The sequence below is a fragment of the Aestuariivirga sp. genome, assembly GCF_020252395.1.
In the GTDB taxonomy this organism is placed as follows: domain Bacteria; phylum Pseudomonadota; class Alphaproteobacteria; order Rhizobiales; family Aestuariivirgaceae; genus Aestuariivirga.
This window is the reverse complement of the sequence record NZ_JADCDB010000001.1, coordinates 84,859-111,534: the sequence shown is the minus strand read 5'-3', so window position 1 is coordinate 111,534 and position 26,676 is coordinate 84,859. Positions and strand designations below refer to the sequence as shown.

23 protein-coding genes are annotated in these 26,676 nt (G+C 64.8%); 15 read left to right on the top strand and 8 right to left on the bottom strand.

From position 1 onward, the window contains the following. The 3 genes from IOC82_RS00510 to IOC82_RS00500 all read right to left on the bottom strand — a co-directional run bounded on the left by IOC82_RS00510 (position 1) and on the right by IOC82_RS00500 (position 3,894). Positions 1–1,716 (bottom strand): ABC transporter ATP-binding protein, encoded by a 1,716-nt coding sequence (locus tag IOC82_RS00510; protein WP_290544208.1) that lies wholly within the window; start codon positions 1,714–1,716, stop codon positions 1–3. Positions 1,717–1,846: 130 nt separating this feature from the next. Beyond that, positions 1,847–2,416, bottom strand: a complete 570-nt coding sequence (locus tag IOC82_RS00505; RefSeq protein WP_290544207.1) for a hypothetical protein — start codon at positions 2,414–2,416, stop codon at positions 1,847–1,849. Positions 2,417–2,457: 41 nt separating this feature from the next. After that, positions 2,458–3,894 carry an amidase gene (locus tag IOC82_RS00500; protein ID WP_290544206.1) on the bottom strand — a complete coding sequence of 479 codons (1,437 nt, stop codon included), beginning with the start codon at positions 3,892–3,894 and terminating at the stop codon, positions 2,458–2,460. A 68-nt stretch (positions 3,895–3,962) separates the two neighbouring features. Between IOC82_RS00500 and IOC82_RS00495 the strand changes: the two genes are divergently transcribed. The 8 genes from IOC82_RS00495 to IOC82_RS00460 all read left to right on the top strand — a co-directional run bounded on the left by IOC82_RS00495 (position 3,963) and on the right by IOC82_RS00460 (position 11,816). Next, positions 3,963–4,706 carry an SDR family oxidoreductase gene (locus tag IOC82_RS00495; RefSeq protein WP_290544205.1) on the top strand — a complete coding sequence of 248 codons (744 nt, stop codon included), beginning with the start codon at positions 3,963–3,965 and terminating at the stop codon, positions 4,704–4,706. Positions 4,707–4,847: 141 nt separating this feature from the next. After that, positions 4,848–5,942, top strand: a complete 1,095-nt coding sequence (locus tag IOC82_RS00490; RefSeq protein WP_290544204.1) for an ABC transporter ATP-binding protein — start codon at positions 4,848–4,850, stop codon at positions 5,940–5,942. 4 nt (positions 5,943–5,946) lie between these two features. Continuing rightward, positions 5,947–6,870, top strand: a complete 924-nt coding sequence (locus tag IOC82_RS00485; RefSeq protein WP_290544203.1) for an ABC transporter permease — start codon at positions 5,947–5,949, stop codon at positions 6,868–6,870. Then, the gene (locus IOC82_RS00480; protein ID WP_290544202.1) at positions 6,863–7,663 is read left to right on the top strand and encodes an ABC transporter permease; all 801 of its coding nucleotides are present in this window, start codon (positions 6,863–6,865) and stop codon (positions 7,661–7,663) included. The genes IOC82_RS00485 and IOC82_RS00480 overlap by 8 nt, the downstream gene beginning before the upstream one ends. A gap of 33 nt (positions 7,664–7,696) precedes the next feature. Next, entirely contained in the window at positions 7,697–8,731 is a 1,035-nt protein-coding gene (locus IOC82_RS00475; protein ID WP_290544201.1) for an extracellular solute-binding protein, read from the top strand. A gap of 66 nt (positions 8,732–8,797) precedes the next feature. Continuing rightward, positions 8,798–10,000 (top strand): serine hydrolase, encoded by a 1,203-nt coding sequence (locus IOC82_RS00470; protein WP_290544200.1) that lies wholly within the window; start codon positions 8,798–8,800, stop codon positions 9,998–10,000. Further along, on the top strand, positions 9,997–10,647 hold the full coding sequence (locus IOC82_RS00465) for a dienelactone hydrolase family protein (protein ID WP_290544199.1): 651 nt from the start codon (positions 9,997–9,999) through the stop codon (positions 10,645–10,647). Before IOC82_RS00470 ends, IOC82_RS00465 begins: the two co-directional genes overlap by 4 nt. A gap of 113 nt (positions 10,648–10,760) precedes the next feature. Further along, complete coding sequence (locus IOC82_RS00460; protein WP_290544198.1) at positions 10,761–11,816, top strand: PQQ-dependent sugar dehydrogenase; 1,056 nt, start codon at positions 10,761–10,763, stop codon at positions 11,814–11,816. 6 nt (positions 11,817–11,822) lie between these two features. Here IOC82_RS00460 and hutU read toward each other — a convergent pair whose 3' ends face one another. Genes hutU through hutI form a run of 3 tightly spaced genes read right to left on the bottom strand, consistent with a single transcriptional unit; the run spans position 11,823 to position 15,428 of the window. Beyond that, the gene (gene hutU / locus IOC82_RS00455; protein WP_290544197.1) at positions 11,823–13,493 is read right to left on the bottom strand and encodes a urocanate hydratase; all 1,671 of its coding nucleotides are present in this window, start codon (positions 13,491–13,493) and stop codon (positions 11,823–11,825) included. Positions 13,494–13,503: 10 nt separating this feature from the next. Further along, on the bottom strand, positions 13,504–14,235 hold the full coding sequence (gene hutC / locus IOC82_RS00450; protein WP_290544196.1) for a histidine utilization repressor: 732 nt from the start codon (positions 14,233–14,235) through the stop codon (positions 13,504–13,506). Then, positions 14,235–15,428, bottom strand: coding sequence for an imidazolonepropionase (gene hutI, locus IOC82_RS00445; RefSeq protein WP_290544195.1), 1,194 nt, complete (start codon positions 15,426–15,428; stop codon positions 14,235–14,237). Before hutI ends, hutC begins: the two co-directional genes overlap by 1 nt. A 46-nt stretch (positions 15,429–15,474) precedes the next feature. Between hutI and IOC82_RS00440 the strand changes: the two genes are divergently transcribed. After that, a complete protein-coding gene (locus tag IOC82_RS00440) occupies positions 15,475–16,836 on the top strand; it encodes a formimidoylglutamate deiminase (RefSeq protein ID WP_290544194.1) in 1,362 nt (453 codons plus the stop codon). Then, positions 16,833–18,365: a histidine ammonia-lyase gene (gene hutH / locus IOC82_RS00435; protein ID WP_290544193.1), complete on the top strand. Its 1,533-nt coding sequence runs from the start codon at positions 16,833–16,835 to the stop codon at positions 18,363–18,365. Before IOC82_RS00440 ends, hutH begins: the two co-directional genes overlap by 4 nt. A gap of 281 nt (positions 18,366–18,646) precedes the next feature. Here hutH and cysN read toward each other — a convergent pair whose 3' ends face one another. Further along, the gene (gene cysN / locus IOC82_RS00430; RefSeq protein ID WP_290544192.1) at positions 18,647–20,551 is read right to left on the bottom strand and encodes a sulfate adenylyltransferase subunit CysN; all 1,905 of its coding nucleotides are present in this window, start codon (positions 20,549–20,551) and stop codon (positions 18,647–18,649) included. Next, on the bottom strand, positions 20,551–21,504 hold the full coding sequence (cysD, locus tag IOC82_RS00425) for a sulfate adenylyltransferase subunit CysD (protein WP_290544361.1): 954 nt from the start codon (positions 21,502–21,504) through the stop codon (positions 20,551–20,553). Before cysD ends, cysN begins: the two co-directional genes overlap by 1 nt. 403 nt (positions 21,505–21,907) lie before the next feature. Between cysD and IOC82_RS00420 the strand changes: the two genes are divergently transcribed. The 5 genes from IOC82_RS00420 to IOC82_RS00400 all read left to right on the top strand — a co-directional run bounded on the left by IOC82_RS00420 (position 21,908) and on the right by IOC82_RS00400 (position 26,668). Next, positions 21,908–22,519 carry an XRE family transcriptional regulator gene (locus tag IOC82_RS00420; RefSeq protein WP_366935622.1) on the top strand — a complete coding sequence of 204 codons (612 nt, stop codon included), beginning with the start codon at positions 21,908–21,910 and terminating at the stop codon, positions 22,517–22,519. A 1-nt stretch (position 22,520) separates the two neighbouring features. Further along, complete coding sequence (locus IOC82_RS00415; RefSeq protein ID WP_290544190.1) at positions 22,521–23,510, top strand: ribonuclease; 990 nt, start codon at positions 22,521–22,523, stop codon at positions 23,508–23,510. 109 nt (positions 23,511–23,619) lie between these two features. Beyond that, entirely contained in the window at positions 23,620–24,522 is a 903-nt protein-coding gene (locus tag IOC82_RS00410) for a glutamine amidotransferase family protein (RefSeq protein ID WP_290544189.1), read from the top strand. A 119-nt stretch (positions 24,523–24,641) separates the two neighbouring features. Continuing rightward, a complete protein-coding gene (locus tag IOC82_RS00405) occupies positions 24,642–25,325 on the top strand; it encodes a protein GlxC (RefSeq protein ID WP_290544188.1) in 684 nt (227 codons plus the stop codon). Between the two features lie 14 nt (positions 25,326–25,339). Beyond that, positions 25,340–26,668, top strand: coding sequence for an FMN-binding glutamate synthase family protein (locus tag IOC82_RS00400; RefSeq protein WP_290544187.1), 1,329 nt, complete (start codon positions 25,340–25,342; stop codon positions 26,666–26,668). The last annotated feature ends 8 nt before the right edge of the window (positions 26,669–26,676 follow it).

Genomic DNA, 26,676 nt, shown 5'->3' with positions numbered 1-26,676 from the left:
CTAAGCCGCGGCGCGGCCCACTTCGCTCACCCGCCCGGCCCGCACCTCGTAGAGGCGGTCGGCGATGTCCACCCAGGCATCGCGATGGGTGATGACGATGATGGTGAATTGATGCGCCAGCGAGCGGATGTTGTTCACGATTTCGGCTTCTGTTGCGGGGTCGAGGGCGCTCGTCACCTCGTCGAGGATCAGGATGTCGGGCCTGGTCACCAAGGCGCGGGCCAGGGCGATGCGCTGGCGCTGGCCGCCGGATAGCCTCGCGCCCATTTCGCCAGCGCTGGTGTCGAGGCCCTGCGGCAGGCTGGCGATGAAGTCCTCGAGGCCCGCAAGCCTCACGGCTTGCGCCACGTCCTGGTCTGTCAGGCCTTCGCCGCCGAGGCAGATGTTCTCGCGAAGCGGCGCATGCAGCAGCGAAAGCTCCTGGGAGACGTAGCCGATGCGCTGGCGGAGCTTGAGGATGTCGATCTCCTCAAGGGGCGTGCCGGCCACGGTGATGCGCCCGCTCCGCGGCCGGTGCAGGCCGATCAGCAGGTCGACGAGGGTGGTCTTGCCGCTGCCGGACAGGCCCTTCAGCACCGTCACCTGGCGCGACGGTATGAGGATGCTGACGTCCTGCAGCACGTCATGGCCGCCATAGGAAAAGCTGACGTGCTCGAAGCGGCAGTCGCCGGTCGCGCCGGGCGCCAGCGTCCCGCGCGAGGGCTCGCGATTGGCCTTGGTGAGCGCGATCAGCTGCTCCACCCGGTCATAGGAGGCTTCGGTCTGCGCCGACTGCTGCAGCAGGCGCTGCAGCCTGCCGAAATTGTCCAGCACCTTCATGAACAGGATCCCGCCCACCAGCAGCGCCGTGATGGTGACGTGGAAATAGGTATATGAGATGTAGATGACCAGGCACAGCGCAATGGCCATCACCGCGTCGCCGCCCTGCGCGGTCAGCTGCTGCGCCATGCCGCGCTGGCGCAGCGCACTTTCCAGCTTCTGCATCGCCTTGCGGATCGAACTCCGGAAGGAGTCGTAGCGGTGCATGGTCTTCAGCGGCTTGATGTTGCCGAGAAGCTCCACCGTCTTCACCGTCAGGTCGCGCGTGGCGTCGACGCCGCGGCGTCCCGCCTTCTTCGACATGCGGAACAGAAAGCCCATGGACTGGCTCATGACCAGGCCAACCACGAGGCCGAGCAGCGCCAGACGCCAGTCCACGAACAGCGTGATGATCACATAGATCGCCGCCTGCACCGCCATGGCGCAGAAATTGGCGGCCATGAGATAGGCTTCGGCGGCGCGCGTCGCATCGGCGCTGATGGCGCTGGCGAAGCTTCCCGATTGCTGTTCGGAATAGAAGCGCCAGCTGGCGCCGAACAGCGCATCCAGCAATTGTTCGCGCAGGCGCACGCCCACGCGCGCGGCGGAATTCGCGGCATAGGTAAGCGCGAAGAAGCCGACGGCGGACTTCAGCACAAGCGCCACGCCGATGATGATCACCAGGTTGCCGAGGTTGGGGGCGATGCCTGCCCAGTCGAGGGCGTCGAGAACCTTCTGGCTCAGGCCCGAATGGCTGCCGCTGCCGGCGCCACCCGGTTGGTCGGCGACGATGGCCACCGCCGGCAGTAGCGCGGAAATGCCGATCGCCTCGCACAGGGCGGCCACCAGCAGCGCGAACAGCACCAGAAAGGGCCTGGTGCCCTCGGCATGGAAGAAGATGTGAAAGACCTTGCGCATTGATCCTTGAGTCGAGACCTCGACGCCATGCTTGCCCGCCGCAGGCCGGGGCAGACTTAGCCCTGCGGCCCGCAGCTTGCAATTGCCGCAATCCGCCCCCATAAGTATTGGAAAAAATTGGTTTTATCTTTCAACAGGCGCCGTGGCGCCAGCTTCGTCCCAGATAAATCGATATCACGTCAGAACGTTCATCGCCAGCACGGCGCGCAACACGCGTCTGCCGTCCACCGGAAAGGCAGGAATCAAGTTGAAGGCGACCAGCACGGCGTTCACGGTCAGCAGGCGGCCGGCCATGCCCGCGTGGTCCAAATCGATGGTGGTGACGAGGCACAGGCCGAGGCCGAAGGGTCAGCATTAGGAGGAAGCCGGCCGCCACATTCGCCAGAGGCCTGGCGATAGGCACGGGCAACTCCTGCCGGGGCTTTTCCGGCATCCGCGCCATCGCCGCGACGCCGCCGATGGGGGAGAGGATTGCGTCCGCCGCGTTCGCCCCGAAGCGCTTCACCATGAAGATGCGGCCGAATTCGCGCAGCGTCAGGCAAAGGAACACGGGCAGATTGAACGCAATCGATTCAGCGGCGGCTGACGGGCCTCCGGCCAGGTAATCCGCAATGCCGATCCAGGCGATGAAGATCAGGACGGCGGCATGAAACCTGACCTTGGTGCCTGCGATAGCGACGGTGGTGAGTGTCCAATTCATGATCCTATTATAGGTATTTTTTCAGAAAATGTCAAGAGAAATTACAGCCGCGGCCGGACTTTTTTCGTCCCGTACCAGCCGCCCACCGCCTTTTCATAGGCGAGGCCCGCGCGGAAAACCTTCACATCGTCCCAGGTCCGGCCCACCAGCTGGATGCCCGTCGGAACCCCCGTTTCGGCATGGCCCGAGGGCAGCGACAGCACCGGGCAATTGTGCAGCATGTTGAAGGGGTGGGTCATCACCCAGCCATATTCGGGGTCGGCCTTCTGGCCGTTCACCGTGAAGTTCTGGTCCCACGGGTCATGCTCCGCCTTCACCGAGGGCGCGTTGTTGGTGGGGCAGATGAACAGGTCATTGGCCGCCAGCACCGGCCCCAGCGTCTGGTACATGCGGTGCGCCTGTTCCCATGGCCGGTGCGCGTCGTCCGCACCCGTCAGCTTCTGCGCCGCCTCGGCGAACTTGACGGCATAATCCGTCATCAGGTGCTTCGAGTCCTTCAGGTGCCAGATCGTCTGCCGGCCGAAATGCATGAGGTTGTACCAGTGCAGCCCGTTCTTCTCGACATCCGCCGTCCAGCCCAGCTCCACCTCCGTCACCGTGGCGCCCAGCTTGCGGAACACCTCGACCGCCTTCAGCATGTTCATCCGCACCGCGGGCTCCACCGGCACATAGCCGAGGTCCACCGAAAAGGCGATCTTCAGTCCACGGATCGATCTGGCCTCCGTCGGCAGCTTCACCTTCTGCCTGAGCGAGTCATGGTCGAGCGGGTGCGGACCCGATGTCACGTTCTGCATCAGCGCCGCATCCGCTACGCTGCGCGTCATCGGCCCGCAATGGTTGAAGCGGTCGAAGTTGGCGGGCGGCCCGTCCGGGTTGCGCCCATGCGGCGGCTTGAAGCCCACCACACCGCAGGCCGCCGCCGGAATGCGGATCGAGCCGCCGATGTCGGTGCCCGTCGCCAGCGTGGTGATCCCCGCCGCCAGCGCCGCACCCGATCCGCCGGACGATCCGCCAGGCCCCCATTCCGTGTTCCATGGATTGCGCGTCACGCCCCAGATGCGCGAGGCGGTGATGCCGGACAAACAGAACTCCGGCGTGGTGGTGCGCGCCAGGATCACCGCCCCCGCCTTCTGCAAGCGTTCGATCATCGGGTCCGAATGATCGTCCACCCAGTCTCTGAAGATCAGCGAGCCCTGCGTGGTGCGCTTGCCCTTCAGCCGCTGCGCATCCTTCACCGCGAGTGGCACGCCGTCGAGCGCCCCGGTCTTGCCGCCCCGCTTCATGTAGCGCGCCTCCGATGCCCTGGCCTGCGCCACCGCTTCGTCGAAGTAGCGGTCGGCAAGGCAGTTGATCTTCGGGTTCACCCCCTCGGCGCGCGCAATCAGTGCCTTGGTGAGTTCGACCGGCGAAAGCTTGCGCCTCTTGAACAGCTTCAGGGCCTCCGTGGCGGAGAGATAGCACAGGTCATCGTTGGTCATGGACAAGCCTCATCGCAAGGCGCTAGTGATTTTACCCGACAGAGAACAGGACAACGGGAGAGAAGTCCATGGCCGGCAGGCTTCACGGCAAGACAGCGATCGTCACCTCGGCGGGCCAGGGCATCGGCCGCGCCTCCGCCATCTGCCTGGCGAAGGAGGGGGCGAAGGTATGGGCCACCGACATCAACGCCGAGGCGCTGAAGTCGCTCGCCGCCGGGCAGCCGGGGATCGAGACCTTCACCCTCGACGTGCTGAAGCAGGCCGAGGTTGATGCCGCGGCACAGCGCGTCGGCACGCCGGACATCCTGTTCAATTGCTCCGGCTACGTCCATGCCGGAACCCTGATGGAGACCGACGAGAAGGCCTGGGACTTCTCCTTCGACCTCAACGTCAAGGCGCATTACCGCATGATGAAGGCGTTCATGCCGGGCTGGCTCGCCCGGGGGCAGGGTGTCATCATCAACATGGCCTCGGCCGCCTCCTCGATCAAAGGCGTGCCCAACCGCTTCGTCTATGGCGCCACCAAGGCCGCGGTGATCGGCATGACCAAGGCCCTGGCGGCGGATTACACGTCCAAGGGCATCCGGGTGAACGCCATCTGCCCCGGCACGGTTGACAGCCCATCGCTTGCCGAGCGCCTCAAGGCAACGGGGGATTACGAGGCGGCGAAATCGGCCTTCATCTCACGCCAGCCCATGGGCCGCATGGCGCAGCCTGAGGAAATCGGAATGCTGGTGGTTTATCTGGCAAGCGACGAGGCGGCCTTTGTGACAGGGCAGACCTTCGTCATCGACGGCGGCTGGTCGATCTGAACCAAAAAGGGCCGGGCACCATGCGTGGCCGCCGCGTCAACTCCGCGCCGCCAACGGAACCCATTGGCAAACACTGATTTCCCGTCATAGGATGGGAGCAACAGCCCGGTGGGACAGCTGGGGGTGAGGGAGAGAGCAATCTTGGCAGCAGGCCAAACCGCCATCGAGGCGAAAGGCGTCACGAAACAATTCGGAGCCGGGCAGGACGCCGTAAAGGCTCTCGATAACGTCTCGGTTTCGATCCGCGAGAATGAGTTCTTCACCCTGCTCGGGCCTTCGGGCTGCGGCAAGACCACGCTGCTCCGCCTGATCGCCGGCTTCGATTTTCCCACCGATGGCGAAATTCTCCTCTACGGCGAGAACATCGCGCCCCTGCCGCCCTACAAGCGCCCCGTGAACACGGTGTTCCAGAGCTACGCGCTCTTCCCCCACATGACGGTCGCCCAGAACATTGGCTTCGGGCTCGAGATGCTGGGCAAGCCCCGCGCCGAAATCGACAGGCGCGTCTCCCAGATGCTGCAGCTCGTGCGCATGGAGGAGCTCGCCAACCGCCGCACCAGCCAGATATCCGGCGGCCAGCAGCAGCGCGTGGCGCTGGCCCGCGCGCTCGCGCCGGCCCCCAAGGTGCTGCTCCTCGACGAGCCGCTCTCGGCCCTGGATTACAAGCTCCGCAAGGACATGCAGATCGAACTGAAGCGGCTGCAGAATGAAACCGGCATCACCTTCATCTTCGTCACGCATGACCAGGAAGAAGCCCTCACCATGTCGGACCGCATCGCGGTCATGAGCAAGGGCAAGATCCTGCAGATCGGCTCGCCGCGTGACATCTATGACCGCCCCTCGGTGCGCTTCGTCGCCAACTTCATCGGCGAGACGAACTTCCTGGCGGGCGACGTTGTTTCGGTCGAGGGCGCCTCGGCCCAGGTCAGGCTCGCCAGTGGCGGCACGATTGCCGCGGGCCTGCCCGAGGGGCTGAAGCCCGAAGGCCATGTCACCGTGGTGGTGCGGCCCGAGCACGCCGATCTCGTCAAGTCCGGTGGCACGGCCGATCTCCGGGGCACGCTCGAGAACATCGTCTATTTCGGCACCGACACGCACTACTACGTGAAGCTCGATGGCGGCGAGACCTTCATCATCCGCCAGCAGAACGCGCATGGCGGCGGCGCTGGTCACAAGCCTGGCGATGCCGTGGGCGTGGCGCTCGAAGCGAATTCCGCCCAGGTGGTGAGGGACTGAGCGCATGCTGTCAGCCCGCGAGGCCGCCGAAAACGCGCGGCGCCAGGACGTCCGCAACCGCTGGCTGCTGTCCGCGCCGTCGCTGCTCATCATCTTCTTCGCGGCCGTGGGTCCGCTCTTCGTCATGCTCCTCTACTCGGTCATGGCGAAGGGCGACTACGGCGATGTGAAGCTCTGGCAGTTTTCGGCTGACGGCTGGTTCGGCGTCTTTTTCCAGCGCGACATTTTCGACGACACGCTCGCCCTGAACGACGCTCATGTGGCGATCTTCGCGCGCTCGGTGAAACTGTCGCTGGCGACCACGCTCATCACGCTGTTGCTCGGCTTTCCCACGGCCTATTTCATCGCCACGCGCAGCGAGCGCTCCCGCGAGATCTGGCTGTTTCTGATCACCATCCCGTTCTGGACCAACCTTCTGATCCGGACCTACGCGATGCAGGAGGTGATCCGCAACGAGGGCGTTATCAACACGGCGCTTCTCAAACTCGGCCTGATCTCCGCGCCGGTCCAGATGATGTACACCGACATGGGCATCCTTTTCGGCATGGCCTATGTCTACCTGCCGCTGATGGTGCTGCCGCTCTATGCCTCCATGGAGCGCCTCGACTTCCGTCTCGTGGAAGCCGGCTACGACCTCTATGCGACCCGCCTCAAGGTGCTGTGGCGGATCATCATCCCCATGGTGAAGCCAGGCATTATCGCGGGCTCCATCCTCGTCTTCATACCGTCGCTCGGCGCCTATGTGACGCCGCGCGTGCTGGGTGGAGGCAAGAACATGATGCTGGGCAACCTGATCGAGCTTCAGTTCGGACAGGGGCGAAACTGGCCGCTTGGAGCCGCCATTTCGATCACGCTGATGGCGATCGTCATGGTGGCGCTGCTATTCTACGTGCGCAACGCCTCGAGGCCGGGGGCAAGGCATGGCTAGCCATTTCGACGTCAAGCGCCAGCGCGGTTTCGCCGCGGTCGCAATGGTCTGCTTCTTCCTGCTGTACCTGCCCATCGCGACGCTCGTGGTGTTTGCCTTCAACGCGGGCTCATCGCTTGCGGTGTGGGAGGGCGTTTCGCTCACCTGGTTCATGGCGGCCTGGAACAATTCGGCGGTGCAGGAAGCGGCGGCGCGCTCCTTCGCGATCGCCGTGATCGCGGCAACCATCGCCACTGCCGCGGCGACCATGGCGGCCCTCGCAACTACGCGCACCGAACCCTACCGCGGCCTGACCTTCAAGTACGCTTTCATCAACCAGCCCCTGATGGTGCCCGAAATCGTGACCGCGGTGGCGCTCCTCATCGTCTTCTCGCGCATCAAGGCGTGGACCGGCTATTCGGGCCTCGGCTTCATCGTTGCCGCCCACACCGCCTTCTGCATTCCCTTCGCCTATCTGCCCATCCGCGCCCGGCTGGAAAACATGGATCTGACGCTGGAGCGCGCCGCGGCCGATCTTTACGCCACCCCATGGCGGGCGTTCCGCCGTGTCACGCTGCCGTTGCTCTGGCCCGGCATTCTCGCGGGCTTCATGCTGGCCTTCGTGATATCGCTGGATGATGTGGTGATTACCGAATTCGTGAAATCCGGCGGGCAGGACACGCTGCCGACCTACATGCTGGGTCAGCTCCGCCGCATCGTCACGCCGGAAATCAACGCCATATCGACCATCTTCCTGGCGATATCGGTGCTGGTTGTCACTCTGTTCTTCTTCATCAGCAGGAGGAAGGTGTGACATGGGAGAAACGTCAACAGGGAGTGAAATGAAATGAAGTTCAAACTCACCGCCGCCCTCGCCGGGCTTGCCATGCTCGTGGGCGCGGGCGCAGCCCACGCCGATGGCGAACTCAACATCTTCAATTGGGGCAACTACACGAGCCCCGACATGATCAAGAAGTTCGAGGACAAGTACAAGGTCAAGGTGACCATCACCGATTACGACGCGAACGACACGGCGCTCGCCAAGGTGCGCGCCGGCGGCCACGGCTTCGATATCGTGGTGCCCTCCGCCAACTACATGCCGATCTGGATCAAGGAAGGCCTTCTCCTCGAGTCGCGGCCCGACCAGATGGAGAATTTCAAGAACGTCGACGAGCGCTGGGTCAACGTCGACTGGGATCCCGGCCGCCACTACTCCGTGCCGTGGCAGTGGGGCCTCACGGGCATCATCGTCGATACCTCTGTCTACAAGGGCGACGTGAACACGTCGTCGATCTTCCTGGATCCGCCGGCCGAGCTGGTCGGCAAGATCAACGTCGCGCCCGAAATGAACGACGTGATGTACGCCACAATCCGTTATGTGGGCGGCGAGTGGTGCACCGCCGACAAGGAAGTGCTGAAGAAGGTGCGCGACAAGCTCGTCGAGGCCAAGCCGAAATGGATCGCGATGGACTATGGCGTGATCGAGAAGTTCGCCAGCCGCGACTTCGCTGCCGCCTATTACTGGAACGGCGCAGCCATGCGCGCCCGCGCTCAGAACCCGGCGGTGAAGTTCGGCTATCCGAAGGAAGGCTTCCCCTACTTCATGGACAGCGCCGCCATCCTCAAGGACGCCAAGAACGTCGAGAACGCCAAGCTGTTCCTCAATTTCATCATGGACCCCGAGAATGCGGCCATGATCTCGAGCTTTGCCCGCTATGCCAATGGCATCAAGGGCTCCGACAAGTTCATGCCGGCCGACATGAAGGACGCGCCCGAACTCATCGTTCCCAAGGACCTCGAGGCGGCCGGCCGGTTCCTGAAGCCCTGCCCGCCAGAGGTGACGGACATCTACACCAAGATATGGACGGAAGTGCTGAAGTAAGCGCGGGCCGCCCGGAAGCCCCGGCGGGCAAGAGCCGGGGCTTCTTTTCTTGGGAAGCGCCTGATCATGACCTCCTACCGCAATTCCGGCCCGCGCTTGGCCATCATGCAGGGCTCGCCCCCGCAGCTGGCGCCGCCACGCATGGACTGGGACCGGCCGCCGTGGAACCGCTGGAGCTTCCAGAATATCCGGCAGATCCTGCCCACCGCGGAGGTCTGGCGCGGCGATGCGCCGGTGCGATCGCTGCCGCGCAAGGAGCAGGACCTTGACCAGCTGCCCGTCACCTCCGTCGAGGGGGCCGCCACCACGCTCGCAGGGCTTCTCGATGAGACGTATACGGATGGTTTTATCGTCCTGAAAGACAACGCTGTCGTCTATGAGCGCTACTTCAACGGCATGACGCCGCGCACCCTGCACCTGTCGCAGTCGGTGGCGAAGTCCGTTACCGCTGCAGCGGCTGGCGTGCTGGCCGGCAAAGGCCTGCTCGACGTGAATGCCCCCGTGACGCAATATATCCCAGAGCTCAACGACACCGCGTATCGCGGCGCGGCAGTCCAACATGTGCTGGACATGCGGAGCGGTGTCACCTTCGACGAAACTTATACCGATCCCTATTCCGATATCGGCCAGCTCGATGTCTCCGCCGGCTGGAAGCCAATCCCGCCGGGAACGGACCCCAACTTCCGCTGGCCGCGCCACGTCTTCGAGCAGGTGCTGGGGCTGGGCAAGCTCGAATGCCGCCACGGCGAACGCTTCTCCTACCGCTCGATCGAAACGGAAGTGCTCGGCTTCTGCATGGAGCGCGCCACGGGCAAGCGCCTTTATGACATCGTGTCGGAGCAACTCTGGCAGCCCATGGGCGCGGAGCAGAGCGCCAGCTTCACCGTCGATGCGGTGGGAAGCTCGCTGGCCGATGGCGGCTTCAACGCCTGCCTGCGCGATTATGCCCGCGTCGGGTTGCTCTACCTGCAGAACGGCGGCGGCATCGTTCCGCCGGAATGGGTGGAGGCGGCGCGCAGCGGCATCCATGATCCCGCCGCCCCGCCATCGCCATCGCTGCCGGAAGGCTCCTACCGCAACAAATGGTGGATCGAGGACCCGCGGTCACGCGCGATCTATGCGCGTGGCGTGTTCGGCCAGATGATCTATGTGAACTGGGATTATGGGATGGTGGCGGCCAAGTTGTCGAGCTGGCCGGACTTCCTCTCGACGCCCTTCAACATCGCAACGCAGACGGCGCTGCACGCCATTGGAAGGCGCCTCTCATGAGCAACACGCTCGACGCCGTGATCGAACGCCACGCGCTGGCCCGCGCCGGCGCCCCGCCATCGCGCGCCAAGGGCGTGGTGCTGCTCATCCACGGCCGTGGCGCCAGCGCCGAGAGCATGCTGCCACTGGCCGACGTCGTGGCAATGCCGGATCTCTGCTACCTGGCGCCTCAGGCCGATGGCTATACCTGGTACCCCCAGAGCTTCATGGCGCCCACCGCCGCGAACGAGCCCTCTCTGTCGCGCGCGCTTGATCGTGTTGCGGGGATCATCGCGGATATTCTGGAGGCCGGGATTGCGCCCGGGAAGCTTGCCGTCGTTGGCTTCAGTCAGGGCGCTTGCCTGACGAGCGAGACCGTGCTGCGCAATCCGCGAGCCTATGGCTTCGTGGGCGTGCTGAGTGGCGGGGCCATCGGCCCGCCGGGCGCGCCGCGCGATTATGTGGGGTCGCTGGCGGGCGCCACTATCTTCCTCGGTTGCTCCGATCAAGACCCGCACATTCCGCTCGCCCGCGTGAAGGAGACGACGCAGGTCTTCACCCGCATGGGAGCGGCGGTCTGGGAGCGCATCTATCCGGGCGCTTCGCATGGCATCAATGACGACGAGATCACGCATTTGAGAGCCGGGCTCGCAGCTTTGGCCACATAGCATCCATGATTTCGCCCTGTGCGTAAGGAAATGTGCTGTCCTGTCAAACCGGGTGCCAGATGATTGATCGCCGTACCGTTGTCACGAGCCTGTTGGCCGTTTCGCTTACGTCCATGAGCGCGTGTGCCGGCTCGAACGATATGCTGGAGACCGTGGCGGATGGCCTCGACCATCCCTGGTCCTTGGCCTTCCTGCCGGATGGGACGATCCTCGTCACCGAACGCGCCGGGAACCTCCGCACCATTGGCATGGATCGAAAGCTCTCCGGGCCGGTCTCCGGCTTGCCGCAGGTTGCCGCCGTGGGTCAGGGCGGGCTCCTCGACATCGCACTTCACCCCAATTTCGTGCAGACGCGGCTCGTGTTCCTTTCCTTTGCGGAGCCGCGCGACGCGGGCAAGAACGGCACCAGCGTGATGCGTGGGCGCCTGTCGGAGGACCTTCGCAGTCTCAATGACGTAAAGGTCATCTTCCGTGAGCAGCCAGCCTATGAAGGGGGCGCCCATTTTGGTTCGCGCCTTGCTTTCGACAGGACGGGCGCGCTGTTTGTGACAACTGGCGACCGGCTGAACCTGCGCCCGCTGGTGCAGCAGACTGACAATCACATCGGCAAGGTCATCCGCATCACCGAGGATGGCGGCATCCCGCCGGATAACCCCAAGGTCGAAGGCTGGTTGCCTGAGATCTGGTCCATCGGCCACCGCAACCTGCAGGGCGCGGCCATCCATCCAGACACCGGCCATTTGTGGACAACCGAACATGGCGCCAAGGGCGGCGACGAACTCAATCATCCCGAGGCCGGCAAGAATTACGGCTGGCCCGTCATCACCTACAGCCGCGAATACTCAGGCGAGCCCATCGGCGAGGGGCTTACCGAGAAGGACGGCATGGAGCAGCCTGTGCATGTCTGGACACCCTCCATCGGGCCCTCGGGCATGGTGTTCTACACCGGCGGCAGATATCCGCAATGGAAGGAAAATCTCTTCGTCGGCGCACTGGCGCTGAAGCACCTCGCGCGCCTCGTCCTGAAGGATGGCAAGGTGGTGGAGGAGGAAAAGCTGTTTGAGGGTTTTGCCCGCTTCCGCGACGTTCGGCAGGGGCCGGATGGTTACCTCTACATGCTGACGGATGAAGACGCCCCGATGGGGCGGGTGGTGCGGGTGACGCCCTGACGCCAACTACACGGTGATGCCCGGCAGCTTCAGCCCCTGTTCCTTGGCGCACTCCACCGCGATCTCGTAACCTGCATCGGCGTGGCGCATGACGCCCGTGCCAGGGTCGTTCCACAACACGCGCTCGAGGCGGCGCTTGGCGTCGTCCGTGCCGTCGGCGACGATCACCACGCCGGCATGTTGCGAGTAACCAATGCCGACGCCGCCGCCATGGTGCAGCGATACCCAGGTGGCGCCGCTCGCGGTGTTGAGCAGTGCGTTGAGCAGCGGCCAGTCGGAGACGGCATCCGAGCCATCGATCATGCCTTCCGTCTCGCGGTTGGGCGAGGCGACGGAACCTGAGTCGAGGTGATCACGGCCGATGACGATGGGCGCCTCGAGCTCGCCGTTCCTGACCATTTCGTTGAAGGCCATGCCAAGCCGGTGGCGCTGGCCGAGGCCCACCCAGCAGATGCGGGCGGGCAGGCCCTGGAAGGCAATCCGCTCGCGCGCCATGTCCAGCCAGTTGTGGAGGTGCGGATCATCCGGGATGAGTTCCTTCACGCGCTGGTCGGTCTTGTAGATGTCCTCGGGGTTGCCCGAGAGGGCAGCCCAGCGGAACGGGCCGATGCCGCGGCAGAACAGCGGGCGGATGTAGGCGGGCACGAAGCCGGGGAATTCGAAGGCGTTTTTCAGGCCCTTTTCAAGCGCCATCTGGCGGATGTTGTTGCCGTAGTCGAGGGTGGGAACGCCCATGTGCCAGTAGTCGAGCATGGCTTCGACATGGCTTTTCATCGAGGCCATGGCGGCAGCCTTGACGGCCCGCGGGTCCGAGACGCGCTTCTCTTCCCATTCGGCCAGCGTCCAGCCGGCGGGAAGGTAACCGTTGATCGGGTCATGCGCCGAGGTCTGGTCGGTCAGCGCATCGGGGCGGATGCCGCGCTTGACGAATTCCGGCAGCAGCTCGGCCGCATTGCCGTGCAGGCCGACGCTGATCGGCTTGCCCTGCTTGTGCGAGCGGACGATGATTTCCAAGGCTTCATCGATCGTGTTCGCCTTGGTGTCGAGGTAGCGTGTCCTCAAGCGCATTTCGATGCGCGAGGGCTGGCATTCGATGGCGACCATTGAGGCGCCGGCCATGGTGGCGGCGAGCGGCTGCGCGCCGCCCATGCCGCCGAGGCCCGCGGTGAGGAACCACTTGCCCTTGAGGTTGCCGCCATAGTGCTTGCGGCCCACTTCGGCGAAGGTTTCGTAGGTGCCCTGCACGATTCCTTGTGTGCCGATGTAAATCCACGAGCCGGCCGTCATCTGGCCGTACATCATCAGGCCCTTCTTATCGAGCTCGTTGAAATGGTCCCAGGTGCCCCAGTGCGGCACGAGATTGGAATTGGCGATCAGCACGCGCGGCGCATCCTTGTGGGTGCGGAAGATGCCGACGGGCTTGCCGGACTGGACAAGCAGCGTCTCGTCCTCTTCCAGCGAGCGGAGGCCCGCCACGATCTTGTCGAAGGCTTCCCAGTTGCGGGCGGCACGTCCTATGCCGCCATAGACCACGAGCTCCTCGGGGCGTTCGGCCACGCCAGGATCGAGGTTGTTCATCAGCATGCGCAGCGGCGCTTCGGTGAGCCATGACTTGCAGGAAAGCGTGGCGCCGGTGGGGGATTTGATGACGCGGGTGTTATCGCGGCGGGTGGTCATGGGAAAGCTCCTATTGCGAGAAGGCGCCGCGCGCGTTGGTGCGGTGGCGGCTGTACAGCGCGTAGCGGCTGGCGGGATAGGTGAGGGTGACGGCGGTCGCGACCTTGCCGCGGCTCCACGAGCGGCGGTAGAGCGCGAGGCATGGTTCGAGTGTTGCAATTCCGAGCAGCCGTTGCTGTTCGGTTGTCGGAAGTTTTGCTTCCACCGTGTGTTCCAGTTCATCCACCGGTGTTGCGGCGAGCAGCACGGCGGTGGGTGTCGTTTCGGTGAAGTCGTGGTCGAGGAAATCCGGCGCCACGGCGGGGTTCACGTAACGGTCTTCGAGTTGGACGGGAACGCCATTCTCCTCATGCACGATGACGATGTGGAAGAGCTGCTTGAGGCTGCGGTCCTCAAACTCCTCGGCCAGCGCCGGGTTGGAGTCGCTCACGCCCTTGCGGATCATGCGCGAGGAATAGCGGTGGCCGCGCTGGGCGATCTCCCCGGCGATGTTGCGCAGCTCCATAAGGCTGGAGAGGGCAGGCGACTCCTTCACGAAGGTGCCGACACCGGGCACGCGGCTGAGGAAGCCTTCCGCCGTCAGCTCGCGCAAGGCGCGGTTGGCCGTCATGCGGCTTATCCGGAAGCTTTCCACCAGCTCGTTCTCAGAGGGCACGCGGCGGCCCGCCTCCCAGGCGCCGGAGCGGATGTTGTCGAGGATATGCTCCTTGACCTTGGCGTAGAGCGGCTGCGCGCCGCTCATCAGAGGATGCCCCGCGCCAATTTGCCATCGTGGATGACGGCGGCCAGCGGGTTGAAGCCCAGCGGATAGGCGAGCTCGCCCGGCCGCTGGGCGTTCCACAGCGCGATGTCGGCCCGCATGCCGGGGGTGAGCAGGCCCCGGTCATAGAGTCCGAGCGCCTTGGCGGCGTTGTCGGTGACGCCGCGCAGCGCTTCCTCCGGCGTGAGGCCGAAGAGCACGCAGGCCATGTTCATGGCGGTGAGGATCGAGTGGACGGGCGAGGTTCCGGGATTGAGGTCGGTTGCCACCGCCATGGGCACGCCCGCCTTGCGCAGCGCGGCGACGGGCGGAGCCTGCTTCTCCCGCAGGTAATAAAAGGCGCCGGGCAGCAGCACGGCCACGGTGCCGGAGGCGGCGATGGCGTCCACCCCCGCCTGGTCGAGATATTCGATGTGGTCCACCGAGAGGGCGCCGAATTCGGCGGCGAGCGCCGAGCCTCCAAGGTTGGAGAGCTGCTCGGCGTGGAGCTTGACGGGGAGTCCCAGGGATTTCGCCACCTCGAAGACCCGGCGGGTCTCGGCCACCGAGAAGGCGATCCCCTCGCAGAAGGCGTCCACAGCGTCGGCGAGCCTGGCCTGGGCCACGGCGGGCATGACTTGGCCGCACACGAGGTCGAGGTAGCCAGCCCGGTTGTCCTTGAACTCCGGCGGCAGGGCATGGGCGCCGAGATAGGTCGTGACCACGTCGACAGGCCGCCACTGCGAGAGCTCGCGGGCGACCTTCAGCATCTTCATCTCGGTGTCGCGGTCGAGGCCGTAGCCGGACTTGACCTCGATGGTGGTGACGCCCTCGGCCAGCAGGCTGTCGAGGCGGCGCAGCGCTGACGCGGCGAGGTCGGCCTCCGACTCAGCGCGCGTCATGCGAACGGTCGAGGCGATGCCGCCGCCGGCCTTGGCGATTTCGGCATAGGAGACCCCGGTGAGTCGCTGCTCGAACTCATGCGCCCGGCTGCCGCCATAGACGAGGTGGGTGTGGCAATCGATCAGGCCGGGGGTGGCGAGGCGCCCCGCGCAGTCGGTCGTGTCGTGGCCCGAGGGGGCATCGGCGCGGGGGCCCACCCAGGCGATGCGGCTGCCCTCGATCAGGATCGCGGCATCCTCGATCAGGCCATAACCGTCGCGCATCGTGGCGGCCGTGAGGTTTGTGAGCAGCATGATGAAGCCTCTTGTATAAGGTTGTATATACAGTATAGTCCGCGTCATGGAAAGCCGGAAATTTCACTTCGACAGCCTGCTTACGCCCACCGGATGGCAGCGGGACGTCACGGTCGTCATCGACAGCGCAGGCATCATCGCAGCCATTGGCGCGGGTGCGGGCGGCGAGCCCATTCCCGGCATCGCCGTTCCGGCCATGCCCAACGTTCATTCCCACGCCCACCAGCGCTTCATGCTCGGCCTTGCGGAGCGGGCCGGGCCGGGGGCGGACAGTTTCTGGACTTGGCGGGAGGCCATGTATGGCTTCGCGCTCAGGCTCTCGCCGGACGATCTCGAGGCCGTTGCGGCGCAGCTTTATGTCGAGATGCTGAAGTCGGGTTTCTCGGTGGTGGGCGAGTTCCAGTACCTGCACCATGCCCCGGACGGCACGCCCTATGCCGACCCGGCGGAGATGAGCCTCCGCTGTCTTGCTGCAGCGCAGCATGCGGGGATCGGCATCACCATCCTGCCCACGCTCTATGCCTTCGGCGGCTTCGGCGGGCAGGATCCGGCGCCCGGCCAGCGCCGCTTCCTGAACCGCGCCGAGCGATTCCTGAAGATCGTCGACCACCTGTCTATACAAGTTGCAAGCAACTCCCTCCAGCGCGTTGGCATCTCGCCCCATTCGCTGCGGGCGGTGACGCCGGACTTGCTGCGCGAGGTGATCGCCGGGCTTGCCGCCGATGCCCCGATCCACGTCCATGTCGCCGAGCAAGTGAAGGAGGTGGAGGACTGCATCGCCTTCTGCGGCCGCCGCCCGGTTGAACTGCTGATGAAGAGCTTCGACCTCTCCGGCCGCTGGACGGCCATCCATGCCACCCACATGACCCCGGCCGAGACGGCGGCGCTGGCCCGCTCCGGCGCCATTGCCGGGCTGTGCCCGACGACGGAGGCCAATCTCGGCGACGGCATCTTCCCGGCCACCCAGTTCATGGCCGAGGCTGGGGCCATCGCCATCGGCTCCGACAGCCACATCACCGTCTCGCCCGCGGAAGACCTGCGCATGCTGGAATATTCCCAGCGCCTGCGCGACTTGACCCGCAATGCGCTGGCGGGCGGGCCGGGCCGGTCCACCGGGCGCACCCTCTATGAAGCCGCGCTCAAGGGCGGTGCGCGCTCCATGCGTCAGCCGGTCGGCGCCATCGCGCCGGGATGCCGGGCGGACATCACGGTCCTCGACGCCGGTCATCCGCTGCTGGCGGGGCGGCACGAGGATGCCGCACTCGACACCTGGATCTTCTCCGGTGGCAATGCGCTGGTGAGAGACGTGATCGTCGGCGGCAGGCATGTCGTGCAGGACCGCCATCACATCCATGAAGAACAGATCGCGCGGAACTTCCGCCGCGCCTTACGGAGGCTCGACACATGATCGCCATCGGAGACCGCCCGCTGGACCTTTCCGGCATCCGCGCGGCACTTGCCGGGCCGATCGAGGTGGAGCTTTCCGAAGGGGCGCGGGCCCGCATCATCCGCTCCGCCGGGACGGTGAAGCGGCTGCTCGCCACGGGGGATGCGATCTATGGCGTCAACACCGGTTTCGGCAAGCTGGCCAAGACGCGCATCGCCGCACAGGACCTCGACAAGCTGCAGATCAACATCGTGCGCTCGCATGCGGCGGGCGTGGGCGCGCCCTTGAGTGAAGGCGTTACCCGGCTGATCCTGCTGATGAAGCTCAACGCGTTGAGCCAGGGCGCCTCCGGCATCTCGCTCGCCGCCATGGAGGCACTCGCCGCGCTGATCAACGCCGACGTGCTGCCAATCATTCCGGGGCAGGGCTCCGTCGGCGCCTCGGGCGATCTCGCACCCTTGGCGCATATGAGCCTCGTGCTCATCGGCGAGGGCGAGGCGCTGGTGAAGGGCGCGCGCGTCTCGGGTGCGGAGGCGCTGAAGGCAGCTGGAGTCGCACCGGTGGCGCTCGGCCCCAAGGAGGGCCTGGCGCTGCTCAATGGCACGCAGGTTTCGACCGCACTGGCTCTCTTTGGCCTCGTGGCAGCGGAACGCAATGCCGAGGCTGCGATCCTCGCCGGCGCCATGTCGGTCGATGCCGTCATGGGCTCCGACACGCCTTTCGACCCCCGCATCCATGCGCTGCGCCCGCACCCCGGGCAGGTTCTGGCCGCGTCTCACTATCGCCGCCTGCTCAGCGGAAGCCAGATCCGCGCCTCGCACCTCGAAAACGATGACCGCGTGCAGGACCCTTATTCCTTCCGCTGCCAGCCGCAGGTGATGGGCGCCTGCCTCGACCTTCTTAGCCATGCCGCGCGCACCTTGGTGATCGAGGCCAATGCGGTGTCCGACAATCCGCTGGTCTTCGCCGAGGATGGCGCGGTGCTGTCCGGCGGCAACTTCCATGCAGAGCCGGTGGCCTTCGCGGCTGACATGATCGCTCTTGCCGTGGCCGAGATGGGCTCGCTCTCCGAGCGGCGCATCGCGGCGCTGATCGACAGCTCGATCTCGCTGCTGCCGCCCTTCCTCATCCGCAACCCCGGCCTCAACTCCGGCTTCATGATCCCGCAATGCACGGCCGCCGCCCTGATGAGCGAGAACAAGCAGATGTCGCACCCGGCCTCCGTCGACTCCGCGCCCACCTCGGCCAACCAGGAGGACCACGTCTCCATGGCCACCCACGGCGCGAGGCGGCTTGGCCTGATGAACGCCAACCTCTCGCGCATCATCGCCATCGAACTGATGGCGGCGGCCGAGGGCATCGAGTTCCGCAGGCCGCTTGCCTCGTCGCAGCCGATCGAGGAGGCGCATGCCATCGTGCGGGCGAAGTCCGCCAGGCGCGACGAGGACCGTGAATTCGCCACCGGCACCGAGGCCATCGCCACGCTCGTCGAGCAGGGCCGCTTTGCAAAGCTGGTGCCGGAGTTGCTCGGCGACCTCGGCTGCAAGTAGACTGCTGTCCCGCGCCGTGCCCTTTCCTGCGAGCCGTCATCACGGCGAAAGCCGGTGTGAAGGCCATGAAGAGAGCATCGCTTGGCCCGCAGGCGCTGGTGCGCGCGACGATGCTGCATCCGTGGGAGGCGCTCCTGGGGTCACATCGCGCTATCTTGTTGCGAAAGCGGATTTCGCTTTCGCGGATCATGCTCCGGGGTAGACCCTCTCCGGGGACGGCCAGGTAACGATATGGCAGGGTCTGACCCGGCCATGACGAGTTCGGACTGAAGGAGCCGTTGCTACTTCGCCAGCCGCCCCTTGTCCCTCAGGTATTGCACCACGAGGTCGGCGGCGCCTTCCGCCGTCACCTTGGCGGTGTCGACGCGGAGCTCCGGCTTCTCCGGCGCTTCATAGGGCGAGGAGATGCCGGTGAAGTGCTTGATCTCGCCGCGCCGCGCCTTGGCGTAGAGGCCCTTCACATCGCGCCTCTCGGCCTCGGCCAAGGCGGTGTCGACGAAGATCTCGATGAACTCGCCATCCTCCAGCAATTCGCGGGCCATCAGCCGTTCGGAGCGGAAGGGCGAGATGAAGGAGACGAGCACGATGAGCCCCGCGTCAACCATCAGCTTCGCGACTTCGCCCACCCGGCGGATGTTCTCGACGCGGTCGGCGTCCGTGAAGCCCAAATCGCGGTTGAGGCCGTGGCGGACATTGTCGCCGTCGAGCAGGTAGGTCATATGGCCCGCGGCATGGAGCTGCTTTTCGACCAGGTTGGCGATGGTCGACTTGCCCGCACCCGAAAGGCCCGTGAACCACAGCACCGCCGGCTTCTGCCCGGTGAGCGCGGCGCGCGCCTGCTTGTTCACGTCCACCGCCTGCCAATGGATGTTCCCAGCGCGGCGGAGCGCGAAGCGGATCAGCCCCATGCCCACTGTATTGTTGGAAAAGCGGTCGATGATGATGAAGGAGCCGAGGTGGCGGTTCTCGGCGTAAGGCGCGAAGGCGATCTGGCTGTCGAGCTCCAGGTTGCACACGCCGATCTCGTTCAAGGCCAGCGTCTTCGCCGCCACGTGCTCCATGGTGTTGACGTTGACCTTGTATTTCAGCTCCTCCAGCGTGCCGGGCACGGTCTTGGCCGAGGATTTGAAGAGATAGGGCCTTCCGGGAAGCATCGGCTCATCCGACATCCACAGGATCTCGACCTCGAACTGGTCCGAGACCTCGGCCGGATCATTGGCCGTGCAAATGACGTCGCCGCGGCTGATGTCGATCTCGTCCTTCAAGGTGACGGTCAGCGACTGGCCGGCCACACCCTCTTCGAGGTCGCCGTCATAGGTGACGATTCGTTCGACGCTTGACGCGCGGCCGGAGGGTAGCACCTTGATGGCATCGCCGGGCTTCACCGTTCCGGACACGATGGTGCCGGAGAAGCCGCGGAAATTCTGGTTCGGGCGGTTCACCCACTGCACGGGGAGGCGGAAGGGCTTCTCCGCCAGGTCGTCTCCCACCGGCACGGTTTCGAGATGCGCCATCAGCGTGGGGCCGTGGTACCAGGGCATGGTGGTGGAGCGGGTGATCATGTTGTCGCCGAGCAGCGCCGAGACCGGGATCACCGTGATCTCGTCCGCGCCGAGCGATTTGGCGAAGGCGCGATAATCTTCCTCGATGCGCTTGAAGACGGCCTGGTCAAAGTCCATCAGGTCCATTTTGTTGACGGCGGCGACCAGGTGCTTGATGCCCAGCAGCGTGCAGATGAAGGTGTGGCGGCGAGTCTGGGTGAGCACGCCTTTCCGCGCATCCATCAGGATGATGGCGAGATCGGCGGTCGATGCGCCCGTCGCCATGTTGCGGGTGTATTGCTCATGGCCTGGCGTGTCGGCGACGATGAACTTGCGCTTGCCGGTGGTAAAGGCGCGGTAGGCTACGTCGATGGTGATGCCCTGTTCGCGCTCGGCGGCGAGCCCATCGACCAGCAGCGCGAAATCGAGGTTGCCGCCCTGCGTGCCCATCTTCTTCGAGTCCGCTTCGAGTGCGGTCAGCTGATCCTCGAACAGCATCTTGGCTTCATAGAGAAGGCGTCCAATGAGCGTGGACTTGCCGTCATCGACCGAGCCGCAGGTGATGAAGCGGAGGAGATCCTTCTGTTCCTGGGCGTGGAGATAGGCCTCGACGTCGCCGCCGGCGAATTCGATGAAGCGCGTCATCAGAAATATCCTTCCTGCTTCTTCTTTTCCATGGAGGCAGACGCATCCTTGTCGATGACCCGGCCCTGGCGCTCGGAGGAGGTGGCCACGAGCATTTCCTCCACGATATCGAGAAGCGAGGTGGCGCTGGACTCGATGGCCCCCGTCAGCGGATAGCAGCCCAGCGTGCGGAATCTTATGCGGCGCATCTGCGGCGTCTCGCCGGGGTTGAGGCGCATGCGCCCGTCATCCACCATGATCAGCTGGCCGTCACGTTCCACCACGGGACGTTCCGCGGCGAAGTACAGCGGCACGATGTCGATCGACTCGCGGTGGATGTATTGCCAGATGTCGAGCTCGGTCCAGTTCGAAAGTGGAAATACGCGGATCGATTCACCCTTGTTCTTGCGCGCGTTATAGAGGTCCCACAGTTCCGGGCGCTGGTTCTTGGGGTCCCAGCGGTGTCGCTGGTCACGGAAGGAGAAGATGCGCTCCTTGGCGCGGGACTTTTCTTCATCGCGCCGCGCGCCGCCGAAGGCCGCGTCGAAGCCGTATGTGTCCAGCGCCTGCTTGAGGCCATCGGTCTTCATGATCTGGGTGTGCAGCGCCGAGCCATGGTCGAAGGGGTTGACGTTCTTGGCCACACCCTCCGGGTTCTTGTGGACGATCAGCTCCCAGTCATATTTCTTCGCGGTGGCCGCGCGCATCGCATACATGTCGCGGAACTTCCAGCCGGTATCGACGTGGAGCAGCGGGAAGGGCGGCTTCGAGGGATGGAAGGCCTTGATGGCGAGATGCAGCATCACGGCTGAATCCTTGCCGATCGAATAGAGCATCACCGGCTTCTCGCACTCCGCCGCCACCTCGCGCATGATGTGGATCGATTCGGCCTCGAGGCGTTCGAGATGGGTGAGCGCCGCTGCGTCACGCTGCAAGGATTTCGGCGCGCCGCCGGGGGCGGATTGCTGGGCCATCCAGCTCCGCACCTTGTCGATGGTGCGGGTGGAGGGGGAACGTCCCTTGCGCAGGTCGAAGACGAAATTGGGGTCGCCCAGCGCCTGCTTGCCCAGCGCGGTGGGTTCTACCCCAGCGGACGCGAGAAAGCGCTCGATTTCGCTCAGAAATGATCGGGCGAGACTGTCCATGATAGGATATTACCTTTGACTGCGGTGACTCATGGATCAACTAGCGCAGATCGACGGACAAAAATAGGCAAATCTTTGTGGTTCGGCAGTTAAACATTGGACTGATAGGAATGATCCGATTTACGGTTGATGCAACGGGCCTTGAGGTCACCTTGCGTCCGTTATAGTGTTTTTCCTGGGAGGAAACGACGTGGACAAAGGCAACGGACGACGGCCGGCCCGGAAGTCCGGCATGCCTTTCCAGGACCCGCATGGTCACGGCGAGGCGCAGGGCAAGCTGCTGGAGCAGGCGATTGGCCGCGCGGTGAAGGAATTCCGCGAAAAGCTGGGTCTCACCATCGCGGAACTGGCCAAGGCGGCCGACATGTCCGCCGGCATGCTGTCCAAGATCGAGAATGGGGCAACCTCGCCCTCGCTCGCCTCCCTCCAGGCGCTGGGCAAGGCGCTGCAGGTGCCGGTCACGGCCTTCTTCAAGTCTTATGAAGAGATCCGCGATGCCACTTTCGTGAAGGCGGGCAAGGGCCTCACCATTGAGCGCCGCGGCACGCGCGCCGGCCATCAGTATGAGCTTCTGGGCCACAGCCCGCACGGGCCGGTCATGGTGGAGCCCTATCTCATCACGCTGACGCATGAGTCGGACGTCTTTCCCACCTTCCAGCATGCCGGCCTCGAATTTCTCTACATGCTGGAGGGCAACGTCGTGTACCGCCATGGCGAGAAAACTTATGATATGCACCCGGGTGACGCGTTGTTCTTCGACGCCGAGGCGCCGCACGGCCCGGAGGAACTGAAGAAGCTGCCGATCCGCTATCTCTCCGTCATCAGCTATCGCCGCGAGGACTAGCGTGCAGTTCCCCGCGCGTCTCGCCGCCGCCGCACTCGCGCTGCTGGCGTTTTTCTCCCCGGCGCGCGCCAGCGAGCCGATGGATGGCAGCTTTGTTGCCAGCCGTTCCTGCGAGGCGCTGCTGTCGATCCGCAGGGCCACCAACCCCGGCAATGTGACCACCGCGCCGGGCAGGAGCTACCAACTGCTGGCGAAGAACAAGAAGAAGCCGACGCATTACCGCATCGAAATCCCGGGCGCCACGCCGCCGGAGCGCTGGGTGGCGGCGGACTGCGGCAAGGTTGCGCCTGGCGCCGCAAAGCAGGCGGCGCCTGCACCGGCGCAGCCGAAGCCCGTCGCCCTTTCCTATGTGCTGGCGCTGAGTTGGCAACCGGCTTTCTGCGAGGCGAACCCCGGCAAGCGCGAATGCCGCCGCCAGACGGCCGCGCGCTATGACGCGAGTTATCTCTCGCTGCATGGCCTCTGGCCGCAGCCGTCGAGCCTCGCATACTGCAACCTCTCTCCGGCGGTGCGTGCCGCGGGAGAGGGCGGGCGTTGGCATGACATTCCGCCGGTCGAACTCAGCCTCTCCACCCGGGCTGACTTGGAGCAAATGATGCCGGGCTCGCAGTCGATGCTGGAGCGCCATGAATGGGCCAAGCACGGCAGCTGCTACCCGGCCGATGCCGAAGCCTACTTCCGCGACTCCTTCCGCCTGATGAAGGAGATCAACGCCTCGCCCGTGGCTGACGTCTTCCGCCGCAACATCGGCCGGCGAGTGACCGCGAATGACATCCGCGCCGCCTTCGACCAGGGCTTCGGTGCCGGCGCGGGCAACCGCGTGCGGTTGGCCTGCAGGGATGACGGCGACCGCCGCCTGATTGCCGAACTCACCATTGGCTTGAAGGGCGATATCCCAGGTGGATCAAAGCTTTCGGACCTGATTCTGGCGGCGAAACCGGTTGCTCCCGGTTGCCCGGCGGGCTTCCTTGACCCGGTTGGCCCGCAATAGGCGCATGCCGGGGCGCATTCCTCGCATGAAATAAAATTTCCTTCTAGTTGAGTTATGACTCCGGCTCTGCTAATTTCTTGAGCACGCCTTTGCTGGAGGAGAACGGGCCGTGTGTGGCATTGTCGGACTCTACCTGAAGAACCCCAGGCTGCAGCCGCAGCTGGGCGCGATGTTCAAGCCCATGCTCATCGAGATGACCGCCCGCGGGCCGGACTCCGCCGGAGTCGCCGTCTACCGCAACCCGGTCAAGGACAACGAGGTGAAATTCTCGCTCGCCCACGACGACAAGGCCTTCAATTGGCGCCACGTCGAGGGCGCCCTCGAAGAGGCGCTGAACTGCGAGGCGGCAATCCACCAGACCGGCACCCACTGCATCCTCGTCACCGATGGCAAGGAAGAGGACGTGGTGAAGTGGCTCAAGGCCAATGCGCCCGGCGTGCGCGTGGTGGGCTCCGGCCATACCGTCGAGATCTTCAAGGAAACCGGCCTGCCGGAGAAGGTCTATGACCGCTTCAATCTCGGCAGTGCGACCGGCACCCACATCATCGGCCACACCCGCATGGCGACCGAAAGTGCCGTCACCACCGCTGGCTCGCATCCCTTCGCCACGGGCGCTGACCTCTGCCTCGTTCACAACGGCTCGCTGTCCAACCACAATCGCCTGCGCGAGAACCTGAAACGCGAGGGGATGGAGTTTCAAACCGAGAACGACTCGGAGGTGGCCGCCGCCTATATGACCTGGAAGCTGCGCGGCGGCGCCACCCTCAAGCAGGCGCTCGAAGACGGCCTCAAGGACCTCGACGGCTTCTACACCTTCCTCGTCGGCACGGCGGATGGCTTTGCCGTGGTGCGTGACCCGATCGCCTGCAAGCACGCGGTGATGGCGGAGACGGATGACTGGGTGGCCATGGCCACCGAGTGGCGCGCGATCGCGCATCTTCCGGGTGCGGACACGGCCCGCATCTGGGAGCCCGAGCCCGCAACCATCTATACCTGGGGCGGCAACGCCTGACGTGACAGTGAACTTCGCCGGGGGCTTCCTATACCCCGCGGGGCTCCGGCGTCCTTCAACTCATCCCGCCCCGCTCAACATGACAACAGGGACGGGACCACCATGGGACGGAAAGCAGAATGCACGAACTCGACCTGAAGGCCATTGGCGTCACCGGCATCAACCAGAAGCTCTACAACATCCCGAAAGACTCGAACGAGCGCCACTGGGTGATCAGGAACCCGATGGGCCAGCATGCCATCGCCTGCGGTGTGGATGGGCCGCTGATGATCGACATCATGGGCCACGTCGGCTTCTACTGCGGCGGCATGAACAAGGAGGCCGAGATCACCATTCACGGTCATGCCGGTGTCGGCGTTGCCGAGAACATGATGTCGGGTGTTGTCTGGGTGAAGGGCAATGCCTCTGAATCAGCCGGCGCCACGGCCAATGGCGGCCTCCTCGTCATCGAGGGCGATGCGTCATCGCGCTGCGGCATCTCGATGAAGGGCGTGGACATCGTGGTGGGCGGCTCCGTCGGCCACATGTCGGCCTTCATGGCCCAGCGCGGCAATCTCGTGGTCTGCGGCGATGCGGGCGAAGCGCTGGGCGACTCCATTTACGAGGCGCGCCTCTATGTGAGGGGCCGCGCCGTCAACCTCGGCTCCGACTGCATCGAGAAGGAAATGCGCCAGGAACATCTGGAAGACCTCGCCAGGCTTCTCGATCGCGCCAGGATGAAGCACCGTCCCGAAGCCTTCCGCCGCTACGGGTCCGCCCGCAAACTTTACAACTTCAACGTCGATCACGCCGACGCCTACTGAGGAACGAGAAGACCATGGACACCAACGTTCCACGCACCCCGCCCCGCAAGTCCGCCACCTTCGACGATTACACGCTGGCGGAAATCCGCCGCGCCGCCACCACCGGCATCTATGACATCCGCGGTGCGGGCGCCAAGCGCAAGCTGCCGCATTTCGATGATTTGCTCTTCCTCGGCGCCTCGATCTCGCGCTATCCGCTCGAAGGCTACCGCGAAAAGTGCGGCACCGATGTTGTGCTCGGCACGCGCTTCGCCAAGAAGCCGCTGGAACTCAAGATCCCCATCACCATCGCCGGCATGAGCTTCGGCTCGCTTTCCGCCCAGGCCAAGGAAGCGCTCGGCCGCGGCGCCTCGATGGCCGGAACTTCCACCACCACCGGCGACGGCGGCATGACGCCGGAGGAGCGCGGCCAGTCGCGCCATCTCGTCTACCAGTATCTCCCATCGCGCTATGGCATGAACCCTGATGACCTGCGCAAGGCCGATGCCATTGAAGTGGTGGTTGGCCAGGGTGCGAAGCCCGGCGGTGGCGGCATGCTTCTGGGCCAGAAGATTTCCGATCGCGTGGCCGCCATGCGCTGCCTGCCCAAGGGCATCGACCAGCGCTCCGCCTGCCGCCATCCGGACTGGACGGGGCCTGACGACCTCGAGATCAAGATTCATGAGCTGCGCGAAATCACCTCATGGGAAAAGCCGATCTATGTGAAGATCGGCGGCACCAGGCCCTACTACGACGTGGCGCTTGCCGTGAAGGCGGGCGCCGACGTCGTGGTGCTCGATGGCATGCAGGGCGGCACGGCCGCAACGCAGGAGGTGTTCATCGAACATGTGGGCCTGCCCATCCTCGCCTGCATCCGCCCTGCAGTGAAGGCGCTTCAGGATTTAGGAATGCATCGCAAGGTGCAGCTCATCGTTTCGGGCGGCATCCGGTCAGGCGCCGATGTGGCCAAGGCGCTGGCGCTGGGGGCCGATGCGGTGGCCATCGGCACCGCGGCGCTCGTTGCGCTCGGCGACAACGATCCGCACCTCGAGGAGGAATATAGGGCGCTCGGCACCACGGCGGGCGCCTATGACGACTGGCACGAAGGCCGCGACCCGGCGGGCATCACCACGCAGGATCCGGTTCTCGCCGCCAGGCTCGATCCCGTGAAGGCAGGCCGCCGGCTTTCGAACTACCTCAAGGTCATGACACTCGAAGCCCAGACCGTGGCGCGCGCCTGCGGCAAGAGCCACCTTCACAACCTCGAACCCGAGGACCTCTGTGCACTGACGGTGGAAGCCGCGGCGATGGCGCAAGTCCCCCTTGCAGGAACAAGCTGGATTCCGGGGCGCGCCGGATATTAGCATCGTAC